General features: G+C 59.9%; 13 protein-coding genes. 10 read left to right on the top strand and 3 right to left on the bottom strand.

The genetic code is table 11. The annotated features are described in order from the left end of the window. Positions 1 to 2 precede the first annotated feature (2 nt). The 3 genes from carB to SynNOUM97013_RS07555 are packed head-to-tail and all read left to right on the top strand — an operon-like array spanning position 3 to position 5,391. Positions 3 to 3,326 carry a carbamoyl-phosphate synthase large subunit gene (carB, locus tag SynNOUM97013_RS07565; protein ID WP_186479193.1) on the top strand — a complete coding sequence of 1,108 codons (3,324 nt, stop codon included), beginning with the start codon at positions 3 to 5 and terminating at the stop codon, positions 3,324 to 3,326. Between the two features lie 26 nt (positions 3,327 to 3,352). Next, positions 3,353 to 4,021, top strand: coding sequence for a DUF3386 domain-containing protein (locus SynNOUM97013_RS07560; RefSeq protein WP_186479192.1), 669 nt, complete (start codon positions 3,353 to 3,355; stop codon positions 4,019 to 4,021). Next, entirely contained in the window at positions 4,021 to 5,391 is a 1,371-nt protein-coding gene (locus tag SynNOUM97013_RS07555) for a sodium:alanine symporter family protein (protein ID WP_186479191.1), read from the top strand. Before SynNOUM97013_RS07560 ends, SynNOUM97013_RS07555 begins: the two co-directional genes overlap by 1 nt. A gap of 131 nt (positions 5,392 to 5,522) precedes the next feature. Here the strand turns inward: SynNOUM97013_RS07555 and SynNOUM97013_RS07550 are convergent, their stop codons facing one another. Both SynNOUM97013_RS07550 and SynNOUM97013_RS07545 read right to left on the bottom strand, forming a co-directional pair. After that, positions 5,523 to 5,753, bottom strand: a complete 231-nt coding sequence (locus SynNOUM97013_RS07550) for a DUF6447 family protein (protein WP_186479190.1) — start codon at positions 5,751 to 5,753, stop codon at positions 5,523 to 5,525. A gap of 35 nt (positions 5,754 to 5,788) precedes the next feature. Continuing rightward, positions 5,789 to 7,531 carry an ABC transporter ATP-binding protein gene (locus SynNOUM97013_RS07545; protein ID WP_186479189.1) on the bottom strand — a complete coding sequence of 581 codons (1,743 nt, stop codon included), beginning with the start codon at positions 7,529 to 7,531 and terminating at the stop codon, positions 5,789 to 5,791. Positions 7,532 to 7,570: 39 nt separating this feature from the next. Between SynNOUM97013_RS07545 and SynNOUM97013_RS07540 the strand changes: the two genes are divergently transcribed. From SynNOUM97013_RS07540 to SynNOUM97013_RS07525, 4 genes are read left to right on the top strand one after another with little or no spacing between them, the layout of a single operon-like run. Further along, positions 7,571 to 7,753, top strand: coding sequence for an RNA-binding S4 domain-containing protein (locus SynNOUM97013_RS07540; protein ID WP_186481511.1), 183 nt, complete (start codon positions 7,571 to 7,573; stop codon positions 7,751 to 7,753). A 59-nt stretch (positions 7,754 to 7,812) separates the two neighbouring features. Next, the gene (gene tpiA, locus SynNOUM97013_RS07535; protein ID WP_186479188.1) at positions 7,813 to 8,544 is read left to right on the top strand and encodes a triose-phosphate isomerase; all 732 of its coding nucleotides are present in this window, start codon (positions 7,813 to 7,815) and stop codon (positions 8,542 to 8,544) included. 5 nt (positions 8,545 to 8,549) lie between these two features. Further along, positions 8,550 to 9,383, top strand: coding sequence for a dihydropteroate synthase (gene folP / locus SynNOUM97013_RS07530; protein WP_186479187.1), 834 nt, complete (start codon positions 8,550 to 8,552; stop codon positions 9,381 to 9,383). A 40-nt stretch (positions 9,384 to 9,423) separates the two neighbouring features. Beyond that, positions 9,424 to 9,828, top strand: a complete 405-nt coding sequence (locus SynNOUM97013_RS07525; RefSeq protein ID WP_186479186.1) for a thiol-disulfide oxidoreductase DCC family protein — start codon at positions 9,424 to 9,426, stop codon at positions 9,826 to 9,828. 91 nt (positions 9,829 to 9,919) lie between these two features. Here SynNOUM97013_RS07525 and SynNOUM97013_RS07520 read toward each other — a convergent pair whose 3' ends face one another. Next, positions 9,920 to 13,930 carry a magnesium chelatase subunit H gene (locus tag SynNOUM97013_RS07520; RefSeq protein WP_186479185.1) on the bottom strand — a complete coding sequence of 1,337 codons (4,011 nt, stop codon included), beginning with the start codon at positions 13,928 to 13,930 and terminating at the stop codon, positions 9,920 to 9,922. A 118-nt stretch (positions 13,931 to 14,048) separates the two neighbouring features. On the opposite strand from SynNOUM97013_RS07520, the gene dapB reads away from it, so the two are divergent. From dapB to SynNOUM97013_RS07505, 3 genes are read left to right on the top strand one after another with little or no spacing between them, the layout of a single operon-like run. Beyond that, on the top strand, positions 14,049 to 14,900 hold the full coding sequence (gene dapB / locus SynNOUM97013_RS07515) for a 4-hydroxy-tetrahydrodipicolinate reductase (RefSeq protein ID WP_186479184.1): 852 nt from the start codon (positions 14,049 to 14,051) through the stop codon (positions 14,898 to 14,900). A gap of 6 nt (positions 14,901 to 14,906) precedes the next feature. Beyond that, positions 14,907 to 15,560, top strand: a complete 654-nt coding sequence (locus tag SynNOUM97013_RS07510) for a hypothetical protein (RefSeq protein WP_186479183.1) — start codon at positions 14,907 to 14,909, stop codon at positions 15,558 to 15,560. Positions 15,561 to 15,597: 37 nt separating this feature from the next. Further along, on the top strand, positions 15,598 to 15,849 hold the full coding sequence (locus tag SynNOUM97013_RS07505; RefSeq protein ID WP_186479182.1) for a high light inducible protein: 252 nt from the start codon (positions 15,598 to 15,600) through the stop codon (positions 15,847 to 15,849).

Genomic DNA, 15,849 nt, shown 5'->3' with positions numbered 1-15,849 from the left:
TCATGCCCCGGCGGAACGATCTTCGTCGCATCCTTCTGCTGGGTTCGGGGCCGATCGTGATCGGACAGGCCTGCGAGTTCGATTACTCGGGGACGCAGGCTTGCAAAGCGCTGCGCGCCGAGGGCTACGAAGTGGTCCTGGTGAATTCCAATCCGGCGTCGATCATTACCGACCCGGACATGGCGGATCGCACCTATGTGGAGCCTCTCACTCCCGAAGTGGTGGCTCGGGTGATCGAGACGGAGCGCCCCGATGCTCTCCTGCCGACGATGGGTGGTCAGACGGCACTGAATCTGGCGGTCGCTCTGGCCGAGAACGGCACCCTTGAGCGTTTCGGAGTCGAGCTGATCGGAGCGGATCTTCAGGCCATCCGCAAAGCCGAGGATCGCCTGCTGTTCAAGCAGGCCATGGAGCGTATTGGTGTGAGGGTCTGTCCCTCAGGAATCGCTTCGTCTATGGAGGAAGCCGAAGCGGTGGGCGCTGCGATCGGTGCCTTTCCGCGCATCATTCGACCGGCGTTCACGCTGGGTGGTAGCGGCGGTGGCATCGCTTACAACCCTGAGGAGTACGCCGCCATCTGCAAAAGCGGTCTCGATGCCAGCCCTGTCTCCCAGATCCTGATTGAAAAGTCCCTGCTGGGGTGGAAGGAATTCGAGCTGGAGGTGATGCGTGATCTGGCAGACAACGTGGTGATTGTCTGCAGCATTGAAAACCTGGATCCCATGGGGGTTCACACCGGCGATTCGATCACGGTGGCGCCGGCCCAGACCCTCACCGACCGTGAGTACCAGCGCCTGAGAGATCAGTCGATCGCCATCATTCGCGAGATCGGTGTGGCCACCGGCGGCAGCAACATTCAGTTCGCCATCAACCCTGCTGATGGTGAGGTGGTGGTCATTGAGATGAACCCCCGAGTGAGTCGCTCGTCGGCCCTGGCCAGCAAGGCGACCGGTTTCCCCATTGCCAAAATCGCCGCCCGTCTGGCGGTGGGGTACACCCTCGACGAAATCCTTAACGACATCACCGGCAAAACTCCGGCATGTTTCGAGCCCACGATCGACTACGTCGTCACCAAGATTCCCCGTTTCGCTTTTGAGAAATTCCGCGGATCTCCTGCGGTGCTCACAACGGCGATGAAGTCGGTCGGTGAAGCGATGGCCATCGGCCGATGTTTTGAGGAGTCGTTTCAGAAAGCGCTTCGTTCCCTGGAAACGGGCCTGTACGGATGGGGTGGTGACCGTGATGAGCCTGTCTTCTCGGATGCCGAACTGGAGCGTTCGTTGCGGACGCCTTCGCCGGATCGCATCATCACCGTGCGTGCGGCGATGGTCGCTGGACGCACGGATGAGCAGATCCACGCGCTCAGCCGGATTGATCCCTGGTTCTTGGCGAAGCTGCGGCTGCTGATTGAGGCAGAGGCTGAGCTGCTCAAGGGGCGTGCACTGTCGGACCTCAGTGGCGATGACTTCCTGCGTCTCAAACAGCTGGGCTACTCCGATCGTCAGATCGCCTGGTTCACAAAGGCTGATGAACTTGCGGTACGCGCGGCACGCCAATCGCTGGACGTCCGGCCCGTCTTCAAAACCGTCGACACCTGTGCGGCTGAATTCGCATCGACGACGCCTTACCACTACTCCACCTACGAGCGTCCGGTGGCACGCCTTGATGCATCCGGTGCCTTGGTGTCTCTGCCGACGGCCACCGAGGTGTCGCAGGAATCAAGGCGCAAGTTGATGATTCTCGGCGGTGGTCCGAATCGAATCGGACAGGGCATTGAATTCGACTATTGCTGCTGTCATGCCTCCTTCTCGGCACAAGACCTCGGTTTCGCCACCGTGATGGTCAACAGCAATCCGGAGACCGTGTCCACGGATTACGACAGCAGCGACCGGCTGTATTTCGAGCCCCTCACGTTTGAGGATGTGCTGAATGTGATTGAGGCTGAACGTCCCGATGGTGTGATCGTTCAGTTCGGTGGCCAGACGCCGCTCAAGCTGGCCATGCCGCTGCTGCGTTGGCTGCAATCTGCGGAGGGGCAGGCCACAGGAACGCGCATCTGGGGAACATCACCGGAATCGATCGATCGTGCGGAAGATCGGGAACAGTTCGAAGCGATCCTGCGCGAACTGGAGATTCGTCAGCCCCGCAACGGCCTGGCCCGCAGCGAAGAGGAAGCCCTCGCTGTGGCCGAATCCGTCGGCTATCCCGTTGTCGTGCGGCCGTCCTATGTGCTCGGCGGTCGTGCCATGGAAGTGGTGTACGACGAATCGGAACTCCATCGCTACATGCGTGAAGCCGTGCAAGTGGAACCCGATCACCCTGTGCTGATTGACCAGTACCTGCAGAACGCCATCGAGGTGGATGTGGATGCACTCTGCGATCGCGATGGAGTGGTGGTGATCGGCGGCTTGATGGAGCACATCGAACCAGCGGGAATCCATTCCGGAGACTCCGCTTGCTGTCTGCCGTCCATCTCGCTGGGTGATGAGGCTCTCGCCACCATTCGCTCCTGGGCTCGAGACCTGGCTCTGCGACTGCAGGTTCAGGGCCTGATCAATCTTCAGTTCGCGGTTCAGCGCACCGAAACTGGAGAAGAACGGGTGTTCATCATCGAAGCGAATCCCCGTGCGTCACGCACGGTTCCCTTCGTGGCCAAAGCCACGGGTGTGCCGTTGGCGCGGGTCGCGACCCGTCTGATGGCTGGTGAAACGTTGGCTGATGTGGGCATCACGGATGAGCCACGGCCTCCACTGCAGGCCGTGAAGGAGGCCGTGCTTCCCTTCCGCCGTTTCCCGGGTGCCGATTCGTTGCTCGGTCCTGAAATGCGTTCCACCGGTGAGGTGATGGGATGGGCGCCTCAGTTCGGCATGGCTTACGCCAAGGCCGAGCAGGCCGCTGGTGATGCACTCCCCACTCAGGGAACGGTCTTCCTGTCCACCCACAACCGTGACAAGCCCGCTCTGGTTCCCGTGGCGAAGCAACTGCTTGATCTGGGTTTCTCGCTGACGGCCACGTCAGGAACCGCTTCCACATTGAAAGAGGCCGGTCTCGCCGTCGAGCCGGTATTGAAGGTGCATGAAGGACGTCCGAACATCGAGGATCAGATCCGTTCCGGCGATGTGCAGTTGGTGATTAACACGCCCATCGGCCGTCAGGCCGCCCATGACGATCGTTATCTTCGACGCGCTGCGCTGGATTACTCCGTGCCCACCCTCACCACGCTGGCGGGAGCACGCTCTGCCGTGCAGGCAATCGAGGCGCTTCAGTCCCAGGCATTTGGAATCCATGCTTTGCAGGATGTTCATGGTCAGGTGCAGGCCCGGTAAGGTCGCGGGAGCTTGCGTGACTTCCCGTGACCGTCTCCAGCCTTCCAACCATTGCCGCCGGCAGCGACTGCCGCGATGCATTCCGTGCTGCCTATGAAAACCGCTACACCTGGGACCCCGGGTTTGGTGGCTACCAGGGGCGTTGCATCTGGCAGCAGGGAGAGCGCACCGTGGAAGGCCGATTCCAGGTGGGGGCTGATCTGAAAGCCAGTGTGGAAGGCATTGACGATGCCGAGGTGGAAAAAGCCGTTGCCTCACAGCTATGGGAAGTGGCTATTCACCGTGTGCGTCGTCCCTTTGAACAGGTGCATGGCGACAACACCTTCACTGCCGGCGACACCACCGACGAAGGCCTTGAAGTGCTGATCGGCGGCAAAGGAGAAGGCGACCGCTATCGCATCAAGGATGACGTGGTCACCATGGTCCACCGTCATATTCACGGCACGGTGGTGACGATTCACACCGGCAGCACCACCGATACCGGTGCCGGTTATTTAAGCCGCAACTACACCAGTCAGTACTCGGATCCCACCACGGGTGAAGCCAAAGGACCTGCCAGTTCCTTTGAAGACACCTTCGTCGCCCTGGGTGATCAGGGGCGCTGGGTGCTCGAGCGTCGTGCCATTCAGACCAAAGATGCCGATGGCAACGACAGCGTTCAGGTGTTCCAGTTCACCGATTTGGAAGCGCTGTGATGGTTGTTTTTGCGCAAGCTCCTTCGGGGCTGGATCGTCTGATCTCGTCGATCAATGATCCGATCAACGCCTTCGCCTGGGGCTGGCCCACGATTGCGTTGATCTCCTTCACCGGCATCCTGCTGATGGTCGGCCTGGGATTCATGCCGATCCTGCGTCTGCCCTACGGCGTTCGCATGATGTTGTCCAAACCTGATCAGGCGGGTGAGGGCGATATCACCCCTTTCCAGGCCTTGATGACGTCCTTGGCGGCAACGGTGGGCACCGGCAATATCGCCGGGGTGGCCTCGGCGATTGCCATCGGTGGACCCGGTGCCGTGTTCTGGATGTGGTTGATCGCCTTCTTTGGAATCGCGACCAAATACGCCGAGGCGGTGCTCGCTGTTCATTACCGCGAGGTGGATGAACTGGGCAACCACGTCGGCGGTCCGATGTACTACATCCGCAATGGCCTCGGTCCCCGCTGGATGTGGCTCGCTGGCCTCTTTGCGCTCTTCGGGATGCTCGCCGGGTTTGGGATCGGCAATGGCGTGCAGTGTTTTGAGGTGTCGAGTGCTCTGCTGACCCTGGGCATTCCCCGCGTCTACACGGCTGTTGTTCTCGGCGTTCTGGTGTTTGCCGTGATCATTGGTGGTGTGCGTCGGATTTCCGAGGTCGCCTCCGCGATCGTGCCAATCATGGCCATTGCCTATGTGTTGGCCTGCGTGATCATCCTGTTGACCAACATCAGCGCCTTGCCGGAAGCCTTCGGCAGCATCTTTGCCAATGCCTTCACGGGGAAAGCAGCAGCCACTGGCACCCTGACTCAGGTGATCCTGATGGGCTTCAAACGGGGGGTCTTCTCCAATGAAGCCGGTCTGGGCAGTGCTCCTATCGCCCATGCGGCAGCACGAACCAATGACCCTGTACGTCAAGGCACCGTGGCCATGCTGGGCACGTTCATCGACACCATGATCATCTGCACCCTCACCGCTTTGGTGATCCTGGTGAGTGGTGCCATGGATGGCGTCCTTTCCGGTTCCGACCTGTCCATCGCCGCCTTCAACCAGGCCATGAACGGATCCGGTCTGGTGGTGACCTTGGGACTGCTGATCTTTGCGTTCACCACAGTTCTCGGCTGGAGTTTCTATGGCGAGCGCTGCACCGAATACCTGTTCGGAGTGCGTGCCATCCTGCCGTTCCGCATGGTGTGGGTTGTGGTGGTCGTGGTGGGTTGCCTTGTGGGCGACCGTGGTGTGGTCTGGGGTGTTGCCGACACGCTCAATGGCCTGATGGCGATTCCCAACCTGATTGCGTTGTTGCTGCTGTCCGGAACGGTGTTCCAGCTCAGCCGCAACTATTTCAACCGTTCCGTTGAAACCGCTGATTGAGAAACAGCTCATCGAGAAACCGCAGACTGAAAAACTGCTGACTGAAAAACCGCGATTCACGAAAAAGCCCCCGCGTCTGCGGAGGCTTTTTTTTGGACAACACACGCGTGTCGTTGTCGATCCAATGAAGATCAGCCGTTATCGGGCAGGGGAGTCACGTTCTTGAGCCGTTCATTCAGCTGCATCGCCAGGGACTGGCGTCCAACCGCCAACACCTTCAGCGTGTCTTCATGCATTCTCAACTGAGCGTCGGCAACCTGCATGCCGCGCACCAGCTCTTTCAGCTCGTCAGGCAGGGCATTGAGGTCGTAGCGCTTGCCCTCGAAGGTGAGCACAGGGTTTTCGCTGGGAGTGGCAGTCATGGAAAGCGGCTGAAAGTGCCTGATTCCAGCGCAACCTAGCTGCGTCCATCGCGAATCATCTGACGTTCACACAGATCGCGATAGCGACCATTGCTCGCCATCAACTGATCGTGGGTTCCCTGTTCACTGATGCGGCCCCGATCCAGAACAACAATCTGGTCGGCCTCCTGCACCGTCGCCAGGCGATGGGCGATCACCAGCACCGTGCGTCCTTGCATTGCCTGGCGCAGCCCAAGTTGAACGGCCGCCTCGGCTTCGGCATCCAGGGCACTGGTGGCTTCATCAAGCAGCAGAACAGCAGGGTTGCCCAGCACAGCCCTTGCGATGGCAATCCGTTGCAGCTGGCCGCCGGATACGTTGGTACCGCGTTCCTCCAGCTGGGTGTCGTAGCCATCGGGTAACGCCATGATGAAGTCATGGGCATTGGCTAGATGGGCGGCTTCGATCAGCTGCTGATGGCTGGCCTCACGGCCAAACAGAATCGCGTCCGCGATGCTGCCTGAAAATACGGTGGTGCGCTGAGGCACAAGCGCCACCTGCTTGCGCAGTTCCCGTGCTCTCACTTGCGACAGGTTGGCGCCATCGAGTTCAATCTCACCCGATTGCGCTGTGTTGAAGCGCAGCAGCAATGAGAACAGGGTGCTCTTGCCGGCACCCGAGGGGCCGACCAAGGCCACCACTTGACCCGCCTGAATGGTCAGGTTGATCTCGCGCAGCACCGGTTCACCGTTGCCATAGGCAAAGTTGACGTCCCGCAGGTTGAGGTGACCGGCTGGGCGTCCGATCGGAATAGCAGGGTTCGGGTCGGCTGCTTCCTGCGGTTGGCGTTCGATCTGGCGCAGACGACGCAACGACGCTTGGCCTTGCTGAAACTCGTTGAAGTTGTTGGTGACGTGGGCGATCGGATCAATCAGCACCACTAGCCCGGTGAGATAGCTGCTCAGTCCGGCAATGCTCAGGTCGTTGCTCTGAATTCTCCAGGCGGCGAGACCCAGGACGGAGAAGAGGCCTATCACCTCGATCATGCCCACAACAGGGTGCTGCAGGGCCACCAGGCTGTAGGTGCGGTGCCGCGCTTTCCTGTGCTCGTCGATCTCCTCTTCGAAGCGGCCTTGCAGCCATGGCTCGGCAGCAAAGGCGCGCACCAGTGGGAGTCCTTCAATGGCTTCGCCCAGAAGGCCAGCCAGTTCACTCACCTTCTTTTGACTGCGTTCGGTGGCGGTCATCACCCGTGCGCCGAACATGCTGATCAGCCAGATGATCAGGGGTGCGAGCAACAGGATCGATGCCGTGAGCTTCCAGTCGAGCCAGAGCATGTAACCCAGCACCGCGAACAGCTGCAGCACGCTGGGCAGGGTGTCGTGCACCGACTTGTAGAGCACTTCGCTCACCCGGTCCGCATCCTCGGTCAGGCGGTAGGTGAGATCGCCTGCAGACAGTTTTTCCAACGCCCCCAGTTCCACGGTCTGGAGCTTGCTGAACAGGTCACTGCGCAGGGTTTTGCTCACCTGCAGTGCAGGTCCGGCCAGCAGTGAGTCCTGGCCGAACTGAGCCAGTTTCTGAACGGCAAAGATCAGCACACCCTGTCCGATCAGGCTGAGCACGCGTCCGAGATCCCGGGAACCGAGTGCTGGGAACAGGTCACCGGCGAGATTGAGCAGCAGCAGGAAGCTGCTGACGTACACGAGCATGCAGATCAGCCCGACCACCAGTTGACGGAGGTGGGGACGGAGCAGGGGCAGAAGCCTGCGGAATCCTGCTTCGGACGGTTTCAGCATCGCGTCACACTATCAATGGTCTTTCTCGTTTTTCTCCCGATGCGCCTTGATCAGTTCCTGAAATGGAAAGGCTGGGTCGGTACGGGTGGTGAGGCCAAGATGCGCATCCAAGCAGGTGAAGTGGCGGTGAATGACTGCGTCATCACCCAGCGCGGTCGCCAGCTTCATGTGGGCGATCATGTGTCGATGGGCACCGATCAGGCCATCGTCACCGACATCTGAGTCAGATTTCCCGCGCTGGAACGTAAGTTGGCTGCTGCTGAACTGCAGAGGACGCAAGAGTGCGCAAACCGGTGATCGCTGGAAACTGGAAGATGCACATGACCTGTGCCCAGACCCGGGACTGGTTGAGCACGTTCCTTCCACTGATCGCCGAGACCCCTGACGATCGCCATGTGGTGGTGGCCCCTCCCTTTACGGCCATCAGCACCATGGCGGAAGCGAGTTCAGGTTCGCGCGTGCAGATTTCCAGTCAGAACGTTCACTGGGAAGCTCAGGGGGCCTTCACCGCCGAGATTTCTCCAGCGATGCTCGAGGAGCACGGGGTCCGTTACGCGATCGTCGGTCACAGCGAACCGCGCAAATACTTCAGCGAAAGCGACGAACAGATCAATCACCGGGCGCGTTCTGCCCAGGCCAACGGACTGATTCCGATCGTTTGCGTGGGTGAGAGTGATGAACAGCGCAGCCGTGGTGAGGCCGAGCGTGTGATCCGTCGTCAGGTGGAGCAGGGACTGGAAGGTCTTGATCCCAGCCGTCTGGTGGTGGCCTACGAACCCATCTGGGCCATCGGTACAGGCAAGACCTGTGAGTCTGCTGAGGCCAATCGAATCTGCGGCTTGATCCGCAGCTGGGTGGGAGCTCCGGACCTCGTGATCCAGTACGGCGGCTCCGTGAAGCCCGGCAATATCGATGAGCTCATGGGCATGAGTGACATTGATGGCGTGCTGGTGGGTGGCGCGTCGCTGGACCCGGAAAGCTTCGCTCGCATCGCGAACTACCAAGCCGCCTAAGCCGGATGCGACGTCCGGCTTGCTGGGGTGAACGTCCGGCTGTGATGGGGGTGGTCAACCTCACCCCTGATTCCTTCAGTGACGGTGGCCGCTTCAACCGGCTTGATCTGGCCCTCAAAGAGGTCTCCAAGCAGGTGTCTGCTGGGGCGGATGTGTTGGATCTCGGGGCTCAGAGCACACGACCGGGAGCAGAGGAGGTGGGTGCTGAAGAGGAGATCAGGCGCTTGCTTCCCTCTCTCAGTGCGATTCGATCAGCCCATCCCCAGCTGATCATTTCCGTCGACACCTTTCTGGCACCGGTGGCGGAAGCTGCTCTGGAAGCTGGAGCTGACTGGATCAATGATGTCAGCGGTGGCCGGCGGGACCCCGCAATGCATCCTCTGGTGGCGGAGGCCGGTTGCCCCTATGTGTTGATGCACAGCAGGGGTGACAGCAGCACGATGGATGCGTGCACGGACTACGGCGCTCAGGGAGTTGTGACAGGTGTGCTCAATGAGCTCCGCCAAAGCAGGGATCGTGCCCTGGCTGCCGGTCTGCGGCGGGAGCAACTGATCTGGGATCCAGGTCTTGGGTTCGCCAAGACCAATGCGCAGAACCTGGAACTCTTGTGCCGATTGGAGGAGCTGCAACGGGATGACATTCCTCTTCTGCTCGGTCCGTCTCGCAAACGCTTCATCGGTGCAGTACTCGATGAGCCACGGGCTCGGGCCAGGATCTGGGGAACCGCTGCCGTCTGTGCCAGGGCTGTCGCTGCCGGTGTGCAGGTGTTGCGCGTTCACGATGTCGGGCCGATCAGCCAGGTGGTCAGGATGGCAGCGGCGGTACAGCGGACCGCATGAGCGAACTGGCTAGAACTGTTGCCGTTGCTGAACTTCTTGCATGAGCACGAGCCCGGAGCTCACGCTCCTCTACGACGGAGGTTGCCCTCTCTGCGTCCGTGAAGTGACGTTTTTGACCCGCCGTGATCGTCAGGGATCCATCCGTTTCGTGGATGTTGACGCACAGGATTACCGTCCTGAGCACTGGTCAGGGATCACCTATCGGCAGGCTATGGCCAGGATCCATGCCATCCAGGCCGATGGCACCGTGCTCACCGATGTCGCGGTGTTCCGTGAGGCCTACCGCTTGATCGGCCTCGGTTGGATTTATGCACCCACGACCTGGCCTGTGTTGGGTGAAGTGCTGAATGCTGCCTATGGGGTGTGGGCCCGCTTCCGGCTCAGAATCACAGGGCGTCAGACCCTGGATCAGCTCTGTGATCAGCGCTGTGCGCGTCCTCTCTGATCTGAATTGGCTCAGGCCTCAATCTGATGGACATCAAAAAGGCCGGTGATTGCTCACCGGCCTGAGATCACTGTTTTGCGGTCGACCTACATCAGGCTGTCGTGACACCTTCAATCCGGTCCTCAACCTCTTGGTAGAGCTCTTGGAGCTGTTCGATGTTTTCATCGGACGTCTCCCAGTAGCCGCGACCGTGCACTTCGAGCAGCGTGCCAACGATCTGGCGGAAGCTGTTGGGGTTCAGCTCCAGTAAACGCTTGCGCATCTCTGGGTCATTGATGAAGGTTTCGTTGGCTTCTTCGTAGACGAAGTTGTCGACGGCGCCGCTGGTGGCACTCCAACCGAGGGTGAAGTTGAGGCGCTTGGCCACTTCACGCACGCCTTCGTAACCGGAGTCGAGCATGCCTTCGTACCACTTGGGATTCAGCAGCTTGGTGCGTGAATCCAGGCGGATCGTTTCACTGAGCGAGCGAACCTGCGCGTTGGCGGTGGTGGTGTCCGCGATGTAGCTGGTGGGTGCCTTGCCGTCGTCCCGGAGGCCAGCAATCAGCTTGGTGGGGTCGGAGTCGAAGTAGTGGCTGACGTCCGTGAGGGAGATCTCCGCGGAGTCGAGGTTCTGGAAGGTCACATCGGCAGTCTTCATCACATTCTCGAAGACCTCCCGCTTCTGGTTCATTTCACCGGGATTGTCGGCGTTGAACGCGAAGGTTTTGCGGGAGAGATACATCTCCTGCAATTCACCTTCCTCTTCCCAGGTGCTGTTCTCCACCGCGAGGTTCACGTTGGAGCTGTAGCTGCCGCTGGCATTAGAGAAGACACGGCAGGCCGCGTCACGCAGCGAAGTTCCCTCTTTTTCAGCCTGTTCGAGCGCATGCTTGCGCACAAAGTTCTGATCAAGAGGTTCGTCCGCTTCTGCGGCCATCTTCACGGCCTGATCGATCAGGGCCATCTGATTGATGAACAGATCGCGGAACACACCAGAACAATTCACCACCACATCAATGCGGGGGCGTCCGAGTTCTTCAAGGGGAATCAGCTCAAGCTTGTTGACGCGACCAACGGAGTCCGGCATCGGTTTGACACCCACAAACCAGAGGATCTGAGCTAGCGATTCGCCGTAGGTCTTGATGTTGTCGGTTCCCCAAAGCACGCAGGCGATGGTTTCAGGCCAGGTGCCCTGCTCTTCACGCTGACGTTCGATCAATTTGTCGACAACACCTTTGGCTGCGGCCACTGCAGCACGGGTGGGAATGGCTTGGGGGTCGAGAGCGTGGATGTTCTTGCCACTGGGCAGCACCCCGGGGTTGCGGATCGGATCGCCACCTGGGCCAGGAAGGATGTACTCGCCATCAAGAGCCTTGAGCAGACTCTCCATTTCCATATCGGCACACACCTGTTCGAGGCAGAAACGCAGATAAGCGAACAGCTTGTCGAGCTCGGTGGAATCGATCTGAACAAAGCCTGCGCTGCAGCAGGCACGCAGCCAGGGGGAGGGAAGTTTGAAGCCGAACTTGGCCAGCAGGTCGTAGAACCAACCGAAGCTGTTGCGCATGCTCACGCGACCGTCGCTGCCAGTGAGGCTGCGAACCATCGCGCCGATGGCTGCCCTGGATGTCTCCGTGATAGTGCGGTTGAGCTCCACATCGGCGAGAACGCCTTCGTCGTTGCCTTTGTAGATGTCTTCGATGGTGCGGCCCATGGCCTCGGCGAGCAGGCCGGGAAGGGAGCGCAATTCGTCCTCTTCGCGCTCGAGCGCAGCGATGTTGACCAGCGTTGCGATCGCTTCCTCCGCTGTTGGAGGCTTGCCGATGGTGTGCAGACCACAGGGGAGCAGCCGGCTTTCGATCTCCATCAGCTGGCGATACACCGCACCGACCAGAGCATCACGTCCTTCGAGATCAAGGGTCGAGGAATCGTCGTCAGGCAGGTCGACGTCTTTATCGAGATTGCACTGACGTGCCGTTTCGATGATGGTGTTGACGATCTGCACACCGCGGCCACCTTCACGCAGCTGCTGATAGGAGCCCACCAGCTCTCCCAACTCCTTCAGACCTTTGTAAAGACCAGCATTTTCTGCGGGAGGGGTGAGGTAGCTGATCGTGGAGGCGTAGCCGCGTCGCTTGGCGATCGTCGCTTCTGAAGGGTTGTTGGCTGCGTAGTAATAGAGGTTCGGCAGGGCTCCGATGAGGGAGTCGGGGTAACAGGTTTCGCTCATGCCCATCTGCTTGCCAGGCATGAACTCAAGAGAGCCGTGGGTGCCGAAGTGCAGCACCGCATCCGCTTTCCAGATTTTCTGGAGATAGGTGTAATAAGCCGCGAAGCCGTGGTGGGGGCTGGCACTACGGGAATAGAGCAAGCGCATGGGATCACCCTCGTAGCCGAAGGTGGGCTGAACGCCAACAAAAACGTTGCCGAAGTGGCGACCGAAAACGAGCAGGTTCTGGCCGTCGCTGTTGAGGTTGCCAGGTGGCTTGCCCCAGTTCTCCTCGAGTCGTTCGGAATAGGGCGTGAGGCGTTCGTATTCCTCAACGCTCATGCGGTGGGCGATCGACAGCTCTGGTGAACCCTCCATGGCGTCGGCATCGTTAATCACCGCTTCCAGCAGGGCGCGTGGGTTGGGCGGCAGATCCTGCACGTCGTAGCCCTGGGCCTTCATTTCCTCCATCACGCGGTGGATGGAGCCGAACACATCGAGGTAGGCCGCTGTGCCGACGTTGCCCTTGTCGGGAGGGAAACTGAACACTGTGATTGCCAGTTTCTTCTCGACGCGCGGCTTGATCCGCAGGGATGACCAGCGAATAGCTCGCTCCGCAATGGCGTCGACGCGATCCTGAAGCGTGTGGGCTTTACCGGTGGCGTCGTCGCGACCGGAGAGCACGATTGGTTCGATGGCGCCATCCAGTTCGGGAATCGCGATCTGGAGTGCCACCTGAACAGGGTGCAGTCCCAGGTCACTGTCTTCCCATTCCTGGGTGGTTTGGAACACCAGGGGAAGAGCCACCATGTAGGGCCGGTTTAGCTTCTTGAGCGACTCGATCGCCTTGGGGTGATCCTGACGAGCGGGGCCACCGACCAGCGCAAAACCGGTGAGGGAGACGGTGCCGTCCACCAGTGGCTGTTCCGGATTCAACGGGTCGTAGAAGAAAGTGTTGACTGGCTTAGAAAAGTCCAGGCCACCACAGAAAACCGGAATCACCCGGGCGCCGCGGAATTCCAGCTCCTGGATGGTGGCGACGTAGTGGGCATCGTCACCAGTGACGATGTGGCTGCGCTGCAGCACCAGGCCGATCACCGGTCCTTTGCGGGCTTCTTCGGAGAGATCGGTGCGGCTTGCGGTCCAGTTGAGGTACTCCTTCAGGTCCTCGAACATGGTTGGTGCGAGGGGGTGCCAGATGCCAAGGTCGGGGAACACCTCGGGGTCAGCCACCTGCATCTCGGGCCGATCCTCACCTTCGGCCGCAGGGAACACGTATTTATCCGCCAACATCAGCAGGAAGTTGCGGAGGTTGTCCGGGGTGCCGCCAAGCCAGTATTGGAAGCTGAGCATGAAGCTTCTGGCGTCCTGGGCCTTCTCAACCGGCAGGTACTTGAGAACGGTTGGGAGCGTGTTCAAGAGCTTGAGCATCGCGTCCTGGAAACCGGCACCACCGGCTTCCTTTCGCTTCTTCATGAAGCCTGCGATGGCGCTCTTGCTCTGACCCAGCTGAGCCATCGAGAAGCTGCCCAGCTTGTTCAGGCGCATCACCTCCGGCATCGAGGGGAAGACCACTGCAGCCTTCAGGCGATCGCGATGGGGAGCGACGGCATCCACCACCTTTTGCGCCAGATCCTCGATGAAGATCAAGGAAGCAACGAACACATCCGCTTCGGATACGTCGCGCTTGAAGTTTTCGTAATTGGTTTCGTCCCGCAGCTCCTCAATCAGGTAGCCGCAGAGATCGATGCCAAGATCTCCGTTGGCAGCATTGAGTGCCGTTGCCGCCTGGGTGAGTGCGTTCTGGTACTGGGGCTCAAGAACCACGTACACCGCTTTCATCACGGATTTGTGGTTTTGACCCTCCACAGGAGCAACGCGGCGTTCGGCGGAGCGGACCTGTGTGAACATCGGCGCACTTTTAGCTATGTGAAGAACCTTACGGCCGACAGGCCATCACTGCGTTGTTCCACAACCTCGGTGTTACAACCCGGCAGCCCCATAGGCTCAACCGAGATCCATCTCCCGCATGAGCGCTTCCTCCAATCCTTCGATCCCAGTGCTGGTGACTGGAGCCCTGGGGCGCATGGGAGCTGAGGTGATTCGCGCCGTGCAGGCATCTCCCGACTGTCACCTGGTAGGGGCGGTTGATACGACACCGGGCAAGGAAGGAGCCGATGTCGGCGAGTTGCTTGGACTGGGGGAACTTGAGGTCGCTGTCACCGCCGACCTTGAAGGTTGTCTTTGTGCTACGAGCCAGGCTGTGCGGGATGCGGGCCCTGGGCAGGGGGCGGTGATGGTGGATTTCACACATCCATCGGTTGTTTACGGCAACACCAGGGCTGCAATCGCCTATGGGGTGCATCCCGTGATCGGTACCACCGGACTTTCGCCTGAGCAGCTGCAGGATCTGCAGACGTTTTCCGAGAAGGCTTCGGTGGGTGGAGCTGTGATTCCAAACTTTTCGGTGGGCATGGTGCTGCTTCAGCAGGCAGCGGCCGCAGCGGCGCGTTTCTATGACCATGCGGAACTGACGGAACTTCACCACAACCGCAAGGCGGATGCCCCCAGTGGCACCTGCATCAAGACAGCAGAGCTGATGGAGGAACTGGGGAAAACCTTCAATGCTGCGGAAGTGGAAGAGCACGAGTCCCTCGAAGGCAGTCGTGGTGGTCAGCGCCCCAGCGGTCTCCGGCTTCACTCCCTTCGTCTTCCTGGTCTTGTGGCCCATCAGGAAGTGATGTTCGGTGCCCCTGGTGAGACCTACACCCTTCGCCACGACACGATTGACCGATCCGCTTATATGCCAGGGGTTCTGCTTTGCGTGCGCAAGGTCCGCCAGCTTTCGGCACTTGTCTACGGCCTCGAACGCCTGCTCTGAGTCGTCATGCTCATTCCTCTAAGGCCCGGTGAACTGCAGAGGCTGATTCCGGCTGTGGCCACTGGAACGCAGTTCCAGGCCATGCTCGGAGATCCCCGCAAGATTCTGCAGCGACTTCTGATTTCAGGCATCGGCGGCGTGATCACCCTGTTGATCAGTCAGAGCCTGTCTTTTAACCGTTGGGGATCGGTATGGCTGGTGGCGGGTGTGGTGCTTCTGCTGTACATCCTCTGGGGGCCCATTCTTGAGGCGGGTCGGCGCAATGCCACCTTGCGGCGTTACCCCTCAGCTGCGTTGTTTGAAGGGGAGGTGGTCGATGCCTACACCCGTGAGCGCGTTGAGAATCAGCGTGAGCAGGCAGACGCCAACGGCCGGTTGGAGCTGGTGGAGAACCGGAGGACCTGGATGATCCTTGAGCTGGCGGATGAAGACGGATATCTGGGTCGCGTCAGTTTTCCAATGGCCAAAACCCATTCCGCCATTCGAGCCGGAGTGCTGATTCGTTGTCTGGTGCTCAGCGAACGCAAAGACTTTTCCCGCGTCGGGGCATTGAGTGATGCCTGGTTGCCCGAGCTGAGACTTTGGGTCGGCGAGTATCCGTTCTTGCTGCGTCCTGCCTTTGAGGATCTTTGCCGAATGCGGTTGCGTAAAAGTTCTTAATAAGCGTGTTAAGCTGTGTAAAGAAGACAGGTTCATCATGTCCCAGGCTCCTTCCAACGCTCCCACCATTCGCGGTGCCAGCGTCACTACCGAGGATGGTGGCCGCCTGAATGCTTTCGCCACTGAGCCCCGCATGGAGGTGGTCGACACTGAAAGCGGCTGGGGTTTCCACGAGCGCGCCGAGAAGCTGAACGGTCGCATGGCCATGCTCGGCTTCATTGCCCTCCTCGCCACTGAGCTCGCCCTGGGTGGTGAAGCCTTCACGCGTGGTCTCCTGGGTATCGGCTGA

This window comes from Synechococcus sp. NOUM97013, assembly GCF_014279815.1.
In the GTDB taxonomy this organism is placed as follows: Bacteria; Cyanobacteriota; Cyanobacteriia; order PCC-6307; family Cyanobiaceae; genus Synechococcus_C.
Note: the sequence above shows the minus strand (reverse complement) of the source record. Positions and strands in the feature narration are given on the sequence as shown.